This window comes from Streptomyces sp. PKA51 (assembly GCF_057552455.1).
In genome coordinates, this window is sequence record NZ_BAAJPZ010000010.1 from 83,267 (window position 1) to 98,815 (window position 15,549).

At 69.7% G+C, this 15,549-nt stretch carries 12 protein-coding genes; 7 read left to right on the plus strand and 5 right to left on the minus strand.

Annotated elements, in window-relative coordinates; translation table 11 throughout:
* Positions 1 to 140: 140 nt before the first annotated feature.
* The 4 genes from AC27L3_RS17215 to AC27L3_RS17230 all read left to right on the plus strand — a co-directional run bounded on the left by AC27L3_RS17215 (position 141) and on the right by AC27L3_RS17230 (position 5,032).
* Complete coding sequence (locus AC27L3_RS17215; RefSeq protein ID WP_487234894.1) at positions 141 to 1,766, plus strand: trypsin-like serine protease; 1,626 nt, start codon at positions 141 to 143, stop codon at positions 1,764 to 1,766.
* Between the two features lie 247 nt (positions 1,767 to 2,013).
* Complete coding sequence (locus tag AC27L3_RS17220) at positions 2,014 to 2,976, plus strand: FG-GAP repeat domain-containing protein (protein ID WP_487234895.1); 963 nt, start codon at positions 2,014 to 2,016, stop codon at positions 2,974 to 2,976.
* Between the two features lie 175 nt (positions 2,977 to 3,151).
* The gene (locus AC27L3_RS17225) at positions 3,152 to 4,042 is read left to right on the plus strand and encodes an FG-GAP-like repeat-containing protein (protein ID WP_487234896.1); all 891 of its coding nucleotides are present in this window, start codon (positions 3,152 to 3,154) and stop codon (positions 4,040 to 4,042) included.
* Positions 4,043 to 4,159: 117 nt separating this feature from the next.
* Positions 4,160 to 5,032, plus strand: coding sequence for an FG-GAP repeat domain-containing protein (locus AC27L3_RS17230; protein WP_487234897.1), 873 nt, complete (start codon positions 4,160 to 4,162; stop codon positions 5,030 to 5,032).
* 66 nt (positions 5,033 to 5,098) lie between these two features.
* On the opposite strand, the gene acnA is transcribed toward AC27L3_RS17230, so the two are convergent.
* Positions 5,099 to 7,813, minus strand: coding sequence for an aconitate hydratase AcnA (acnA, locus tag AC27L3_RS17235; RefSeq protein WP_487234898.1), 2,715 nt, complete (start codon positions 7,811 to 7,813; stop codon positions 5,099 to 5,101).
* 324 nt (positions 7,814 to 8,137) lie between these two features.
* Between acnA and AC27L3_RS17240 the strand changes: the two genes are divergently transcribed.
* Positions 8,138 to 9,223 (plus strand): methyltransferase, encoded by a 1,086-nt coding sequence (locus AC27L3_RS17240; RefSeq protein ID WP_487234899.1) that lies wholly within the window; start codon positions 8,138 to 8,140, stop codon positions 9,221 to 9,223.
* A gap of 6 nt (positions 9,224 to 9,229) precedes the next feature.
* On the opposite strand, the gene AC27L3_RS17245 is transcribed toward AC27L3_RS17240, so the two are convergent.
* The gene (locus AC27L3_RS17245; protein WP_487234900.1) at positions 9,230 to 10,114 is read right to left on the minus strand and encodes an alpha/beta fold hydrolase; all 885 of its coding nucleotides are present in this window, start codon (positions 10,112 to 10,114) and stop codon (positions 9,230 to 9,232) included.
* A gap of 227 nt (positions 10,115 to 10,341) precedes the next feature.
* Between AC27L3_RS17245 and AC27L3_RS17250 the strand changes: the two genes are divergently transcribed.
* Positions 10,342 to 11,871, plus strand: a complete 1,530-nt coding sequence (locus AC27L3_RS17250; protein ID WP_487234901.1) for a helix-turn-helix domain-containing protein — start codon at positions 10,342 to 10,344, stop codon at positions 11,869 to 11,871.
* A 160-nt stretch (positions 11,872 to 12,031) separates the two neighbouring features.
* Positions 12,032 to 13,255 carry an FAD-dependent oxidoreductase gene (locus tag AC27L3_RS17255; protein ID WP_487234902.1) on the plus strand — a complete coding sequence of 408 codons (1,224 nt, stop codon included), beginning with the start codon at positions 12,032 to 12,034 and terminating at the stop codon, positions 13,253 to 13,255.
* Positions 13,256 to 13,276: 21 nt separating this feature from the next.
* Here AC27L3_RS17255 and AC27L3_RS17260 read toward each other — a convergent pair whose 3' ends face one another.
* The 3 genes from AC27L3_RS17260 to AC27L3_RS17270 all read right to left on the minus strand — a co-directional run bounded on the left by AC27L3_RS17260 (position 13,277) and on the right by AC27L3_RS17270 (position 15,491).
* Complete coding sequence (locus AC27L3_RS17260; protein WP_487234903.1) at positions 13,277 to 13,900, minus strand: TetR/AcrR family transcriptional regulator; 624 nt, start codon at positions 13,898 to 13,900, stop codon at positions 13,277 to 13,279.
* A gap of 65 nt (positions 13,901 to 13,965) precedes the next feature.
* Positions 13,966 to 14,370, minus strand: coding sequence for a RidA family protein (locus AC27L3_RS17265; protein WP_487234904.1), 405 nt, complete (start codon positions 14,368 to 14,370; stop codon positions 13,966 to 13,968).
* A complete protein-coding gene (locus AC27L3_RS17270; protein WP_487234905.1) occupies positions 14,367 to 15,491 on the minus strand; it encodes an acyl-CoA dehydrogenase family protein in 1,125 nt (374 codons plus the stop codon). The genes AC27L3_RS17265 and AC27L3_RS17270 overlap by 4 nt, the downstream gene beginning before the upstream one ends.
* Between the last annotated feature and the right edge of the window lie 58 nt (positions 15,492 to 15,549).

Consider the following 15,549-nt stretch of genomic DNA (forward strand, 5'->3'; position numbering starts at 1 on the left):
GCCAGCAGCCAGCCGCCTTCTTCTTGTTTGTCGCCAGGGGGCAAGGAGAGCGACTCCCATTGGCTTGTTCCACCGCCAAGGAAACGTAGCCGCACAGTCCGTCCTCACGGATTGACCACCCGAGTCATACGGAATAGAAAATGCTGAAAAAGCGTCCTCGCGCCGCGCGACGTCCCATGCTTGCCGCGGCCGTCACTGCAGCTGCGGCAAGCATCCTGACCACCACCCCCGCGCACGCCGTGGTGGGTGACGAGGTCAAGGACGGCCAGTACCCCTTCACCGCCAAGCTGTACATCGGCGACGGAGCGCGGGCATGCTCCGGCGCCCTGGTGGACCCTCGCTGGGTCCTGACTGCTGCCAGCTGCTTCGCGGAGAGCCCCGGTCAGGGAAGCAAGATTCCCGCGGGTGCCCCCAAGATGAAGGTGAAGGTCGCCGTAGGAACTGCGGAACTTCCCGAAAGGGAGACCGTGATGGCGGCCGAACTGGTCCCTCACGAGAACCGTGACCTGGTGATGGTCCGGTTGGTTCGTTCGCCTGAAGACAGGTTCGGCTCCGCACTCAATCCGCCGATCAGGAACTCGCAGCCCATACCCATCGCAGCAACTCCCCTCATGCAGGGGGAGACCCTGAAGGTCAGCGGGTTCGGTCGAACCAGCGACGAGTGGTCGCCCGAACGGATGCACGCAGCCAGCTTCTCTGTCGATGCAGTGCAAGGGGAAACCTTCACTCTCAAGGGCAAGGATCAGTCGGCGAGCATCTGTCCGGGCGATGCCGGAAGTCCCGCCTTCCGGGAGAAGGACGGCCGGTACGAGCTCATCGGGATAAACACCTCGTCCTCACAGACAGGATGCTTCGGTTCGTCGACCAACAGCGACAGCAGAGCATCTGAAGTCCGCATCGATGACCTCGGCAGCTGGATCCAACGGGTGCGCATGGCGTCGATGTACCGCTCTGCCACCGACCTCATAGCTTCGGCCGACTTCAATGGTGATGGACGTCCCGACATAGCGGGAGTTCTCGACGACGGCAAGCTGTATGCCTTCTACACGGCCGCAGATGGAAAACTGGAGTACGGGCGTACGCTTTGGCGGCAGCCCGACCCCAATTTGATCCTGGCACAGAAGATTATCGCCGGTGATTTTAACGGAGACGGCAAGGCAGATATCGCCGCCTTGACCAAAGACGGCCATCTGCTTCTCTACCCGGGTACCACGGAAGACTCGCTGGGCGCCCCGGTCGACATGTGGAAAGACGCCTCCTGGGGCGGGATGGCACATATCGCCCGCTTCAAGGCCGATAATTCCGGCCGGGACGGGGTGATTGCGGTGGCCAAGGACGGTTCGCTGTACGCCTACCGGACTGCGCCTGACGGCAAGCTCCTCGACTCAAGGCGCGAAATGTGGCGCGACAAGACTTGGTTCAAGAAGCAGATCACCACTGGCGACTTCAACGGCGATGGTCGTGACGATATTGCAGCGGTAGCAAACGATGGAGCGTTGCACTTGTACCGAGGCAATGCGAAGGACATGTTCGACGACGGCACCTACATGTGGCGCGACAACACTTGGGACGCTTTCCAGGCAATCGTGGGTGGCGACTTCAACAAGGACGGCAAGAGTGACGTGGCTGCCCTGAAGGGGGCGCCCCGTCCGGAAGGCCCCCACATCCCCACCGCTAACGGCAGGGCAGTAGATCTTTTCCTTTACCCCGGCAAGTCGGACGGCACACTCGGAGAGCGCAGTCTCATGTGGCCGATCAACGCGTAATTCAACAATGCCTTAGTCCTTGGGAGCAGGCCTCGGGTCCCGTCGCTTGACGGGGCCCGAGTTTTCCTGGCCAGGAAACGAATCGCCCTCCTGGAGCGGACGATGCTTGCGGCATCCTACCGGCCAAGATGTCCGGGCGCATGCACTAAAGATGGCTCTACGCATGGAGCTCTCATGAAAAGATCAAGGGGAACTCGCACCGCTCCTCTTGGACGTTGCGTCTCACCACTCTTTCAAGGAGCCCCAGGTGACCCACACCTCCGGCCGTAAGGGCGGACGCGCCCTCTCGGGCCTCACCGTCGCGGCGATAGCCGCGGCCCTGACCGGCGCTACGACGGGTAGTGCAGTCGCAGCCAAGCCGGCCCCTCTCACGCCCAGGTCGGCGGCCAAGGCCGCCGCAAAGGCGGGCGCCGCGCAGCCCAAAGCTGCACCGCGCAACGGCATTGCCGCTGTTCGCTCCGCCGTCGACCCCACGGCCGAGGCACCCCTTTACAAGCTGTTCGCCGCCGACGACGCGGGCTACCTCTACGCGTATAAGCCCAATGGCATGGGCAACTTTGAAGACGCCATGTACGTCATCAACGGATGGCAGTACATGACCGCCGCCGTGCAGGTCGACCACGACCGCAACGGCGTCTCCGACGGGCTCTACACCCGGGAGACGGACGGCTCGCTGTGGTTCAACGACAAGGACCTCAACGAGAAGCGCATCGGCGGCGGCTGGGACATCTACGATCGCCTGCTGTCCGTCGGTGACGTCGGCGGTAGCGGCGAATCCGACATTCTGGCCCGGGACAAGGCCGGCGTGCTGTGGGTCTACCTGGCGCGCACCGACGGCACGCTCGGCGACCGTATCCGCGTCGGCGGCGGCTGGGACACCTACACCGACATCGCCGGCAAGGGCGACCTCAACGGCGACGGCAAGCCCGACATGGTCGCGAAGGACCGCAACGGCGACCTGTGGTTCTACAAGGGCACCGGCGACTACAAGGACCCCTTCGCCAGCCGGGTGAAGGTGGGCGGTGGCTGGAACACGTACAACATGCTTGTCGCCACCGGTGACGTCGATCGCGACGGCCGCAGCGACCTGCTCGCCCGCGACAAGTCCGGCGTCCTGTGGCTCTACCGCGGCAACGGCAACCAGTCCGACCCCTTCGAGAACCGTACGAAGATCGGTGGCGGCTGGGACCAGTACGTCACGATGTACTGACCGGCATCGCCGGCCTGCTCGCGGCCGCGTCCCCACTTCGGGGGCGCGGCCCTGCACGCAGGTCCGGACCTACCCCGGGTGGGTGACGGGTCTCATGAGGGCCATGTAATGATCTGGACGAAAACGCGACAACAAACGACTGTTTCGCGTCACTTTTGTCTTTCAGGAGCACTACGTGGCCCAAACCTCCGGCCGTAAGGGCGGACGTGCCCTTTCGCGCCTCGCTGTCGCGGCGATAGCCGCCGCGGCTCTCACCGGCGTCGTGGCGGGCACCGCCCAGGCGGCCCCCTCGCCGGATTACCGGCCGACACCCGCCGCCCCGTTCTTCCCGCTGCACGCGACGAAGTCGACCGGTGAGGTCTTCGTCTATGCGCCGAACGGCCAGGGCGGCTTCGGCGACCGGGAGCAGATTCCCGATGTCGACTGGCGGGGCGTCACCGCAACGGTGAACGTCGACCACGCCCAGAACGGGTACTACGACAGCGTCTACTTCCGGACGAGCGACGGCACACTGGCCTACGTTCCCGAGGGCAAGACCGAGAACGACGACCCCGACCCCGTCCGGATCGGCAGCGGCTGGAACATCTACGACCGCCTCCTGTCCCCCGGCAACGTCGGCGGCACCACCGAAGCCGACCTGCTCGCCCGGGACAAGTCGGGTGTGCTGTGGCTCTACCCGGCGCGCACCGACGGCACGCTCGGCGACCGCATCCGCGTCGGCGGCGGCTGGGACACCTACACCGACATCGTCGGCAAGGGCGACCTGAACGGCGACGGCAAGGCCGACATGCTCGCCCGCGACCGCAACGGCGACCTGTGGTTCTACAAGGGCACCGGCAGCACCGGCGACCCCTTCGCGAGCCGCGTCAAGGTCGGCGGCGGCTGGAACATCTTCGACAAGCTCGTCGCCACCGGTGACGTGAACCTGGACGGCCGCAGCGACCTGCTCGCCCGCGACAAGTCCGGCGTCCTGTGGCTGTACAAGGGCAACGGCAAGCAGACCGACCCCTTCGAGAGCCGCGTGAAGATCGGGCCCGGCTGGGGCCAGTACAACGATCTCTTCTGATTCCGGCACCGACGGTACGGATCGCCTGGGCCGCACCCCTGACGGGGTGTGGCCCTGCCGTCTTGTCGGACCCGTATGCAAAGATCCTGAAACCAACTCACGCAAGGAGTACGCACCATGACCAAGAGTCCCGGCCGCAGGCACAGACGTACGCTCACGCGCCTCGTCACCGCGGCCATAGCCGCCGCGGTGGTCGGCACCACCGCCGGAACCGCCGCGGCCGCGCCCGGTGAGTCCCGGGCGGAGTCCCCCTACTTTCCGCTGATGGCCGCCAAGGGCAACGGCGAGCTCCTCAGCTACTGGCGCGACGGCCACGGCGGGTTCTCGGACCCCAAGAAGGAGACGGACAACTGGCGGAACATCACCGCCGTGACGCAGGCCGACCTGGACCAGGACGGCCTGGCCGACAGCCACTACTTCCGCACGCTCGACGGCGTGCTGCACCTCACCCGCGGCGGCAGCACCAAGGACAACGTCGTCCACACCGTCATCGGCGGTGGCTGGAACATCTACGACCGCATCTTCAACCCCGGCAACCTCGGTGGCGCCAAGGAGCCCGACCTCCTCGCGCGTGACCGCAACGGCGTGCTGTGGATCTACCTGGCGTACCCCGACGGTACGCTCACCGACCGCGTCCGCGTCGGCGGCGGGTGGGACCAGTACACCGACATCGTCGGCCGCGGTGACCTGAACGACGACGGCCGCACGGACATTCTCGCCAAGGACCGCAACGGCAACCTGTGGTTCTACAAGGGCACCGGCAACACCAACGACCCGTTCGAGAGCCGCGTGAAGGTCGGCGGCGGCTGGAACATCTACAACGCCCTCGTCGCCACCGGTGACGTCGACGGCGACGGCCGCAGCGACCTGCTGGCCCGCGACAAGTCCGGCGTCCTGTGGCTCTACCGGGGCAACGGCAACGAGACGGACCCGTTCGCCAACCGTACGCGCATCGGCGGCGGCTGGGACCAGTTCGTCAACCTGTTCTAGAACGCGACAGGGCCGCACCCCGTTCCCACGGGGTGCGGCCCTTTGCCGTTCCGGCGTCGCTGCCGCTTACTTGCGGATCAGCGAGCGCAGCACGTACTGCATGATGCCGCCGTTGCGGTAGTAGTCCGCCTCGCCGGGGGTGTCGATGCGGACGACCGCGTCGAACTCCACGCCCGTGTCGGTGGTGACCTTGACCGTGCGCGGCGTGCGGCCCTCGTTGAGCTCGGTGACGCCGGTGAAGGAGAAGGTCTCCTCGCCGGTCAGGCCGAGGGACTCGGCCGAGGCGCCCTCGGGGAACTGCAGGGGCAGGACGCCCATGCCGATGAGGTTGGAGCGGTGGATGCGCTCGTAGGACTCGGCGATGACGGCCTTGACGCCGAGCAGCGCGGTGCCCTTGGCGGCCCAGTCGCGGGAGGAGCCGGAGCCGTACTCCTTGCCGGCCAGGACGACCAGCGGGATGCCCTGCTCGATGTAGTTGCGCGAGGCGTCGTAGATGAACGACACCGGCGCGTCGGGCTGGGTGAAGTCGCGCGTGTAGCCGCCCTCGGTGCCCGGCGCGATCTGGTTGCGCAGGCGGATGTTGGCGAACGTACCGCGGATCATGACCTCGTGGTTGCCGCGGCGGGAGCCGTAGCTGTTGAAGTCGCGGCGCTCGACGCCGTGCTCCGTGAGGTACTTGCCGGCCGGGGTGTCGGCCTTGATGGCACCGGCCGGGGAGATGTGGTCGGTGGTGACCGAGTCGCCCAGCTTGGCCAGGACGCGGGCGCCGGTGATGTCGGTGACCGGGGCCGGGTCCATGGTCATGCCCTCGAAGTACGGGGGCTTGCGGACGTAGGTGGACTCGGCGTCCCACTCGAAGGTGTTGCCGGTCGGGACGGGCAGCGACTGCCACTGGGCGTCGCCGGCGAAGACGTCGGAGTAGGACTTGGAGAACATGTCCTCGCCGATGGCGCCGGCGACGACCTCGTTGACCTCGGCCTCGGTCGGCCAGATGTCCTTGAGGTGGACCGGGTTGCCCTCGGTGTCGATGCCGATGGCGTCGCGGGTGATGTCGACCTTCATCGAGCCGGCGATCGCGTAGGCGACGACGAGCGGCGGGGACGCCAGGTAGTTCATCTTGACGTCGGGGTTGATCCGGCCCTCGAAGTTGCGGTTGCCGGAGAGGACCGAGGTGACGGCGAGGTCGTGCTCGTTGACGGCCTTGGAGACCTCCTCCGGCAGCGGGCCGGAGTTGCCGATGCAGGTGGTGCAGCCGTACCCGACGAGGTTGAAGCCCATCTTGTCGAGGTACGGGGTCAGGCCGGCCTTGTCGTAGTAGTCCATGACGACCTTGGAGCCCGGCGCCAGGGTGGTCTTGACCCACGGCTTGCGGGTCAGGCCCTTCTCGACCGCCTTCTTGGCCACGAGCGCGGCGGCGACCATGACGTACGGGTTCGAGGTGTTGGTGCAGGAGGTGATCGCGGCGACGGTGACGGCGCCGTGGTCGATCTCGTAGGTCGAGCCGTCGGGGGCGGTGACCGTGGTCGGGCGGGACGGGGCGCCACTGGTGGCGGCCGGGGCGTCGGAGGCCGGGAAGGACTCCACGCCCGCCTCGTCGACGTCGGAGACGTAGTTGAGGACGTCACGCTCGAACTGGGAGGCGGCCTCGGCCAGGACGATGCGGTCCTGCGGGCGCTTGGGGCCGGAGATGGAGGGGACGACCGTGGACAGGTCGAGCTCGAGCTTCTCGGAGAAGTCGGGCTCGGCGGCCGGGTCGAGCCACAGGCCCTGCTCCTTGGCGTACGCCTCGACGAGCGCGACCTGCTGCTCGGAGCGGCCGGTCAGGCGCAGGTAGTTCAGCGTCTCGTCGTCGATCGGGAAGATCGCGGCGGTGGAGCCGAACTCGGGCGACATGTTGCCGATGGTGGCGCGGTTGGCCAGCGAGGTGGCGGCGACGCCCTCGCCGTAGAACTCGACGAACTTGCCGACGACGCCGTGCTTGCGCAGCATCTCGGTGATCGTGAGGACGAGGTCGGTGGCGGTGGTGCCGGTGGGCAGCTCGCCGGTGAGCTTGAAGCCGACGACGCGCGGGATGAGCATGGAGACCGGCTGGCCGAGCATGGCGGCCTCGGCCTCGATGCCGCCGACGCCCCAGCCGAGGACGCCGAGGCCGTTGACCATGGTGGTGTGCGAGTCGGTGCCGACCAGGGTGTCGGGGTAGGCCTTGCCGTCACGGACCATGACGACGCGGGCCAGGTGCTCGATGTTGACCTGGTGGACGATGCCGGTGCCCGGGGGGACGACCTTGAACTCGTCGAAGGCGGTCTGGCCCCAGCGCAGGAACTGGTAGCGCTCCTTGTTGCGGCCGTACTCCAGCTCGACGTTCTGGCCGAAGGCGTCGGGCGTGCCGAACTTGTCGGCGATGACGGAGTGGTCGATGACCAGCTCGGCCGGGGCCAGCGGGTTGATCTTCGCCGGGTCGCCGCCGAGCTCCTTGACGGCCTCGCGCATGGTGGCGAGGTCGACGACGCAGGGGACGCCGGTGAAGTCCTGCATGATCACGCGGGCCGGCGTGAACTGGATCTCCTGGCTCGGCTGGGCCTGGGAGTCCCAGGTGCCGAGCGCGCGGATGTGGTCGGCGGTGATGTTCGCGCCGTCCTCGGTGCGGAGCAGGTTCTCCAGCAGCACCTTCAGGCTGTAGGGAAGGCGCGCGGAGCCCTCGACCTTGTCCAGCCGGAAGATCTCGTACGACTCGTCGCCCACCTGCAGCGTGCTGCGGGCGTCGAAGCTGTTCGCCGACACGACAGTCTCCTTCATGCATGAAATCGCGTACTGCGGCCATCCTGCCGCTCACACGCCGCGCTGATCCGCTAAGGTGAGCCTTAGTTAGGCTCGCCTTACTGGAGCGGCAGCGGTACGCCTCTCGGCAAATATCTCGATGTCGAGATAACTCTAGTACATGGCGGCCTCGCGGTCATGCCCGGATGGGCCGTGCGGGGCGCGACGCCCGGTTTACGGGCCTTTTCGACGGTTGACTCCGGCTCGACCCGCCTGGAGGATCAAGCAGCAATCCGGACCGGACTCTTCCAGAAGGACCGGACTCTTCCAGAAGAGGAGAGAACAGGCATGACGGAATCCGCAGGCTTAGGCAGCACAGGCTCCAGCGCCTCCCACGGCGCCCCCGACACCGACGGGGGCCGCCGCGCGATCATGCAGTGGGTCTTCGGCGCACGCGCCACCGAGACGGTGGCCCTCGCCGTGAGACTGGGCCTTCCCGACGCCATCGGCGACGGCACGGCACGGGCCGAGGACCTCGGCCGCAGGCACGGCTTCCCCCCACGACAGATGACCCGCCTGCTGCGGGCCCTCGCAAGCCTCGGGCTGTGCACCGAACCCTCCCCCGGCACCTTCGCCCTCGCCCCGGCCGGTGCGCTGCTGCGCAAGGACCACCCCGACTCGCTGTACGACTTCGCGCGCTTCCACACCGCGCCGCAGACGCTGCAGCCGTGGACCCGGCTGGAGTCCAGCCTGCGCAGCGGCCGCACGGCCTTCGAGGAGCACTTCGGCGTACCGCTGTACCAGTACCTCGCCGGCGAGCCGGAGCTGTCGGCCGTCTTCAATGCGGCCATGAGCCAGGAGACCCACCGCACGGCGCAGACGCTGCCCGAGGCGTACGACTTCGGCCGGTTCCGCACGGTCATGGACGTCGGCGGCGGCGACGGAACGCTCCTGGCCGCCATTCTCGGCCATCATGCGGCCCTGCAGGGCGTGCTCTTCGAAACCGTCGAAGGCGCGGCCCAGGCGGCGGACACCTTCAAGGCCGCCGGACTCGACGGGCGCGCCACGGTCGCCACCGGCGACTTCCTGGCGAGCCTGCCGCAGGGCGCCGACCTGTTCCTCATCAAGAGCGTCCTGCACAACTGGGACGACGAACACGCCACCACCATCCTGCGCAACTGCCGCGCCGCGATGCCGGCGCACGGCCGGGTGCTGATCGTGGAGGTGGTCCTGCCGGAGCAGGCGGCCCCGGACGACGCCGCCGAACTCGATCCGTACCTGAAGGACCTGCAGATGCAGGTCCTCGTGGGCGGCCGCGAACGCACCCGCACCGACTTCGACCAGCTGTGCGCGGCGGCGGGCCTGACGATCACGGACGTCGTCCCGCTGCCCCCGCACATCGGCTTCTCCCTGGTGGAGGCGGCACCGAACTGACAGCGGTCAGCCCTTCCCGGCTTCCTCCAGGAAGCCGGGCACCAGGGCGTTGAACGCCCCGACCGGAATGCCGTGCGCCGCCCCCGGCACGACCTCCACCCGCGCACCCGGGATCATCCGGCGGGCCCGCTCCGCGGCCCGCCGGCCGTCGGCCACCGGGCTCGCCCCACCGAGCAGGACGAGGGCGGGTACGGCTATGGAGCGCAGCTCGTCGTCGCTCATGCGCGGCGGCGGCAGGAGCCGCACCCGGAAGGAGTCCAGGGCCTGCAGGGTCAGGGCGTTGAGGTCTGCTGCGAACTCCGGTTCCGCGCCGGTTGCACCGATGACGCCGTCGAACCAACGCTGCCGGAAAGCCTCCGAACGGCCGAGGGTTGCGGCCATGGCCCCCAGGACGAAGCGCGCCTTGAGGGGCGCGAGGGCGGCCGGGGGGTCGTACACGGTGACGGAGGCGACGCGTGCGGGGGCGTGCGCGGCCTGATTGAGCGCCACCCAGCCGCCGTAGGAGTGCCCCACGAGGTGGGCGCGCTCCAGGCCGAGCCCGGCGAGGACCTCGTCCAGCCAGGCGGCCATGGCCTCCTTCGTACGAAGAGGAGCGCTCTGGGTGCTGAGCCCCGGCTCCCCCACCCGGTCGACGGCCAGCACCGGCCGCCCCTCGGCCAGCGCGGCCACGTGCGGTGCCCACTCGGCGGGCGTGGCGAGCTGCCCGTGCAACAGCACGACGGGCGTGCCGGCGCCCCCGCTGCCGTACGCATACACCCGGGTCGCGCCGAACCGCGTGGTCACCTGCCGGTCGTCCCGCGGCGCCGGCCAGTGCCCCATGGCCTGCTCGTAGGCGGCGAGGAAGCGCCTGCGCGCGGCGTCATCGGTGAAAGAGCTGATCGAAGTGCCCACAGGGCACACCCCTCCCCTCCGGGCGGCTCCGACGGCCCCCGGCGCCCTCATGATCGCAGGGGGTCCGGCCGCCCGGCCGGGCGGGTGCCGGTGACCGCCCACGCCGCCTCTTCGCAAACCTTGCCGTCTTCCGCGCATTCCTTCCCCCGCCTCCGGATAGCCGAAGAAGACGTGGAAGACCCATGGCGTGCGCGGCGAAAATCTCATATCTGAGATACGGTCTGCGTATGACAGATGCCTACCTCGGCCGCATCGGCAAGCTCATCCGCGATGCCCGCCAGCACCGTGGCTGGACTCAGTCGCAGCTTGCGGACGCCCTCGGGACCAGCCAGAGCGCGGTGAACCGCATTGAGCGCGGAAATCAGAACATCAGCCTTGATATGATCGCCCGGATCGGTGAGGCGCTCGACAGCGAGATCGTCTCGCTCGGGTACGCCGGGCCGATGCATCTGCGGGTGGTCGGCGGGCGTCGGCTGTCCGGGGCCATCGACGTCAAGACCAGCAAGAACGCCTGCGTGGCCCTGCTGTGCGCGACGCTCCTGAACGCCGGCCGCACGACCCTGCGGCGCGTGGCGCGGATCGAGGAGGTCTACCGGATCCTCGAAGTGCTCGGCAGCATCGGCGTGCGTCACCGCTGGATCAACGACGGCAACGACCTGGAGATCGTGCCGCCGGCCGAGCTGGACCTGGCCGCCATGGATCTGGAGGCGGCGCGGCGCACCCGTAGCGTGATCATGTTCCTGGGGCCGCTGCTGCACCGGATGGACCTGTTCAAGATCCCTTACGCGGGCGGCTGCGACCTGGGCACCCGTACGGTCCAGCCCCACCTGACGGCGCTGCGCCACTTCGGGCTGGAGATCACGGCCACGGACGGCATGTACCACGCGCAGGTGGATCGTTCCGTCGCCCCCGTGCGCGCCATCGTGCTGACCGAGCGCGGCGACACCGTGACCGAGAACGCCCTGCTGGCCGCCGCCCGGCACGACGGCGTGACCGTCATCCGCAACGCCAGCTCCAACTACATGGTCCAGGACCTGTGCTTCTTCCTGGAGGAACTGGGCGTACGGGTGGAGGGCGTGGGCACCACGACGCTCACCGTGCACGGCGTGGCCACCATCGACCGCGACGTGGACTACGCGCCCTCCGAGGACCCGGTCGAGGCCATGAGCCTGCTGGCCGCGGCCGTGGTGACCGAGTCGGAGCTGACGATCCGCCGGGTGCCGATCGAGTTCATGGAGATCGAGCTCGCCGTCCTGGAGGAGATGGGCCTGGACCACGAGCGCAGCCCCGAGTACCGCGCCGACAACGGCCGCACCCGCCTGCTCGACCTCACGGTGCGCCCCTCCAAGCTGCGGGCGCCGATCGACAAGATCCACCCGATGCCGTTCCCGGGCCTGAACATCGACAACGTCCCGTTCTTCGCGGCCATCGCCGCCTCCGCCCAGGGCCAGACCCTCATCCACGACTGGGTCTACGACAACCGCGCCATCTACCTCACCGACCTCAACCGCCTCGGTGCGGACGTCAAGCTCCTCGACCCGCACCGGGTCCTGGTGGAGGGCCCCACCCGCTGGCGCTCCGCCGAGATGATGTGCCCGCCCGCCCTGCGGCCGGCCGTGGTCGTCCTGCTGGCGATGATGGCCGCCGAAGGCACCTCGGTGCTGCGCAACGTCTACGTCATCAACCGCGGCTACGAGGACCTGGCCGAGCGCCTGAACTCCGTGGGCGCCCAGATCGAGACGTTCCGGGACATCTGAGGGACAAGACCGAACGGACGGACCGAACGGCCCCCGCATCCCGGGTTCATCACCCGGGGTTGCGGGGGCCGTTGGCGTGGGGCTGGGTGGCGTGCGTAGACTTCTGACCGATCGGTCAGATAGTTGACCGTACGGTCAGATGCAGCGGGAGGGGCGGGACATGGAACGCACGACGTGCGCCGTCGTGGGCGGCGGGCCGGCCGGGGTGATGCTGGGGTTGTTGCTCGCGCGGGCCGGGGTCGAGGTGACCGTGCTGGAGAAGCACAAGGACTTCCTGCGCGACTTCCGGGGGGACACCGTCCATCCGTCCACCCTGCGGCTGCTGGACGAGCTCGGTCTGGGCGAGCGGTTCGACCGGCTGCCCGCCACCCGGCTGGGCGAGGTGCGGATGCACATCGGCGGCACCGCCCTGACGCTCAGCGACTTCCGGCGCATCCCCGGCCCGCGCAACTACATCGCGATGGTTCCGCAGTGGGACTTCCTCGATCTGCTCGCCGAAGCCGCCGCCGAGGAGCCCTCGTTCACGTTGCGCATGAGCACCGCCGTGACGGGACTGCTCACCGAGGGCGGGCGGGTCGGCGGTGTGCGGTACACCGACGAGCACGGGGAGCCCGGGGAGCTCGCGGCGGCGCTCGTCGTCGCCTGCGACGGGCGGGACTCGCTGGTGCGCGAGGCCGCGGGGCTGCGGCCCGAGTACGTCGACGTACCCATGGACCTGTGGCAGGTGCGCGTGCCCGCGCAGCCCGGCAGCGCCCGGGACGGGCGGATCTTCATGCGGTCGCAAGGCCGCCAGTTCGCGGCGACGATGGACCGCGGGGAGTACTACCAGACCTCCTACCTCATTCCCAAGGGCACGGACGCGCAGTTGCGCGCCCGGGGCGTCCCGTGGTTCCGCGACCGGCTCGGCGAACTCTTCGGCTGGGGGCCTGAGGTGACGGAGGCGGTCACCTCCTGGGACGACGTCAAGCTGCTGGAGGTGACGATGGGACGGCTGCGGCAGTGGTACCGGCCGGGGCTGCTGTGCATCGGGGACGCGGCGCACATCATGTCGCCCACCGGCGGGGTCGGCGTCAACCTCGCCGTACAGGACGCGGTTGCGGCCGCGCGGATCCTTGCGGGGCCGCTGCGCGGCGGGCGGGTGGACGTACGCGACCTGGCCCGGGTGCAAAGACGCCGGCTGCTGCCCGCGGCGGCGGTGCAGAAGGCGCAGGTGAGCGAGCACGAGGCGGTGCTGCGCCCGGCCCTGACGACCGGCCTGGACCCGGACCGGCTGCCGGTGCCGCTGCGGATGATGCAGCGCGTGCCCGGGCTGCCGTCGCTGCTGGGGTACGTCGGCGGGGTGGGGCTGCGACCCGAGCGCGCCCCGGACTTCGCCCGGCGCTGACGCCGCTGGCGGCGGCCGGGGTCAGTCCCGGGCGCCGACCGCGCCGAGGGTGAAGGTCACGAGCTCGTCGGCGGCGGCGTCGAGGTCGTAGTCGGGGTGGACGAGCCAGTGCGAGACGACGTTGTCGATGGCGCCGCCGATGGCCAGGGCCGTGGTGCGGGTGTCGGACACCCGCAGCCGGCCGGCCTGCCGGCCGGCTTCCAGCAGTCCGGCCAGGTGCTGCCAGCGGCCGTGGGTGTCGTGGGAGCCGGGCGTCTTCAGTTCGGTGCCGCCCTTGTCGTCGAGCAGCATCTCGGTGATGACGCGCACGTGGCGGCGGTTGGTCTGCTGGTAGCCGATCATCGCGCGGACGTAGGCGACGAGGGCCGCCCGCGGGTCGCTCTCGCGCTCGACGCGCTCGGTGACGTGGGCACGGAAGCGTTCCAGCACGTGCTGGAACGTCGCCTGGGTGAGGTTGTCCTTCGAGGAGAAGTGGTAGAGGACGGCGGCCTTGGAGATGCCGGCCTCCTTGGCGATCGCCGCCAGGGAGGTGGCGGGGTAGCCGCGCGTGGAGATCAGGTCGATGGTGCACTCGATGATCTGGCGGCGCCGGGCCTGTTCGGTGAAGGTCAACTCGTCCGCGTCGGCGCCGCGCCGGGGAGCCATCGAAGCGCCACCTCTCCTGTGCTGTGCGGTCTACCGGCCGGCCCTCACCGTACACCGCGGCGGCGTCACGGCAGGACCGCGAGGCCGTCCAGCTCCACCAGCGCCTCGGCGTCCCACAGCCGCACCACGCCCACGACGGCCATGGCCGGGTAGTCCCGGCCGGCCAGGCGCCGCCAGACGGCGCCCAGTTCGCGGGAGTGCGCCCGGTAGGCGGCGACGTCGGTGGCGTAGACGGTGACCCGGGCCAGGTGCTGCGGTGCGCCGCCGGCGGCGCGCAGGGCGGTCAGCAGGTTGGCCAGGGCCGTCTCGAACTGCGTCACCAGATCGCCGGGCACGATCCGGCCGCCGGCGTCCAGCGCGGTCTGGCCGGCCAGGAGGACCAGGCGGGAGCCGGTGGCCACGACCGCATGGCTGAAACCGCGCGGCGGGCTCGACCCGGCGGGGTTGATGCGCTCGACGCCGCCGCTCACCGGAAGAGCTCCTTCGCGATGATCGTGCGCTGCACCTCGGTGGCCCCCTCGTACACGCGCGGTGCCCGCACCTCGCGGTAGAGGTGCTCCAGGAGGTGGCCGCGGCGCAGGGCGCGGGCCCCGTGGATCTGCACGGCCGCGTCGACGACGTACTGGGCGGTCTCGGTGGCGAAGAGCTTGGCCATGGCGGAGCGGCGGGCGAGGCCGGGCTCGCCCGCGTCGTACGCGGCGGCGGCCGCGAGGACGAGCAGGGCGGCCGCCTCGGTGCGGGTGGCCATCTCGGCGAGGGTGTGGGAGACGGCCTGCAGGTCCTTCAGCGGTCCGCCGAAGGCTTGGCGCTGCGCTGCATGGGCGAGGGCCGCGTCCAGCGCGGCGCGGGCCATGCCGACGGCGAAGGCGCCGACGCTGGGCCGGAAGAGGTCCAAGGTGGCCATGGCGATGCGGAAGCCGCCGCCCACGTCGCCGACGACGTCGTCGGGGCCGACGGGTACGCCGTCGAAGGTGAGCGTGCCCAGGGGGTGCGGGGCGAGCATGTCGAGGTGCTCGCCGCCCAGTCCGGGCCGGTCGCCGGGGACGAGGAAGGCGGTGACGCCGCCGGCACCGGCTCCGGGTCCGGTGCGGGCGAAGACGGTGTGGACGTCGGCCTCGGGGGCGTTGGAGATCCAGCGCTTCTCGCCGGTCAGGCGCCAGCCGTCGCCGTCGGGTGCGGCGTGCAGGGCGAGGGCGGCGGCGTCGGAGCCCGCGCCGGGCTCGCTGAGCGCGAAGGCCGCGACGGCGCGGCCGGCGACGACCTCGGGCAGCCAGCGGGAGCGCTGGGCGTCGGTGCCGGCGCGCAGGACGGGGTGGATGCCCAGCGCCTGCAGGGCCAGGGCGGTCTCGGCCTCGGTGCACTCGCGGGCCAGGGACGCGCGCAGCAGGCACAGGTCCATGGCGCGTACGGGACCGTGGGCGGGCAACGCCCGGGCGATGAGGCCGTGTTCGGCGAGGGCGGCGAGCAGGGGCCGGTTGACGCGGCCGGGTGCACCGGCGCGGGCGAGGGGGCGCAAGGAGTCGGCGGCGACCCGGCGCACCTCGGCACACCACTTGCGCTGTTCGTCGTCGAGTGTGAACGGTGTGCCCATCCGACCCACCCTTCTCCTGCGCGGTCTATCGCGCTCCGTTGACTGCCGTCACCGACTC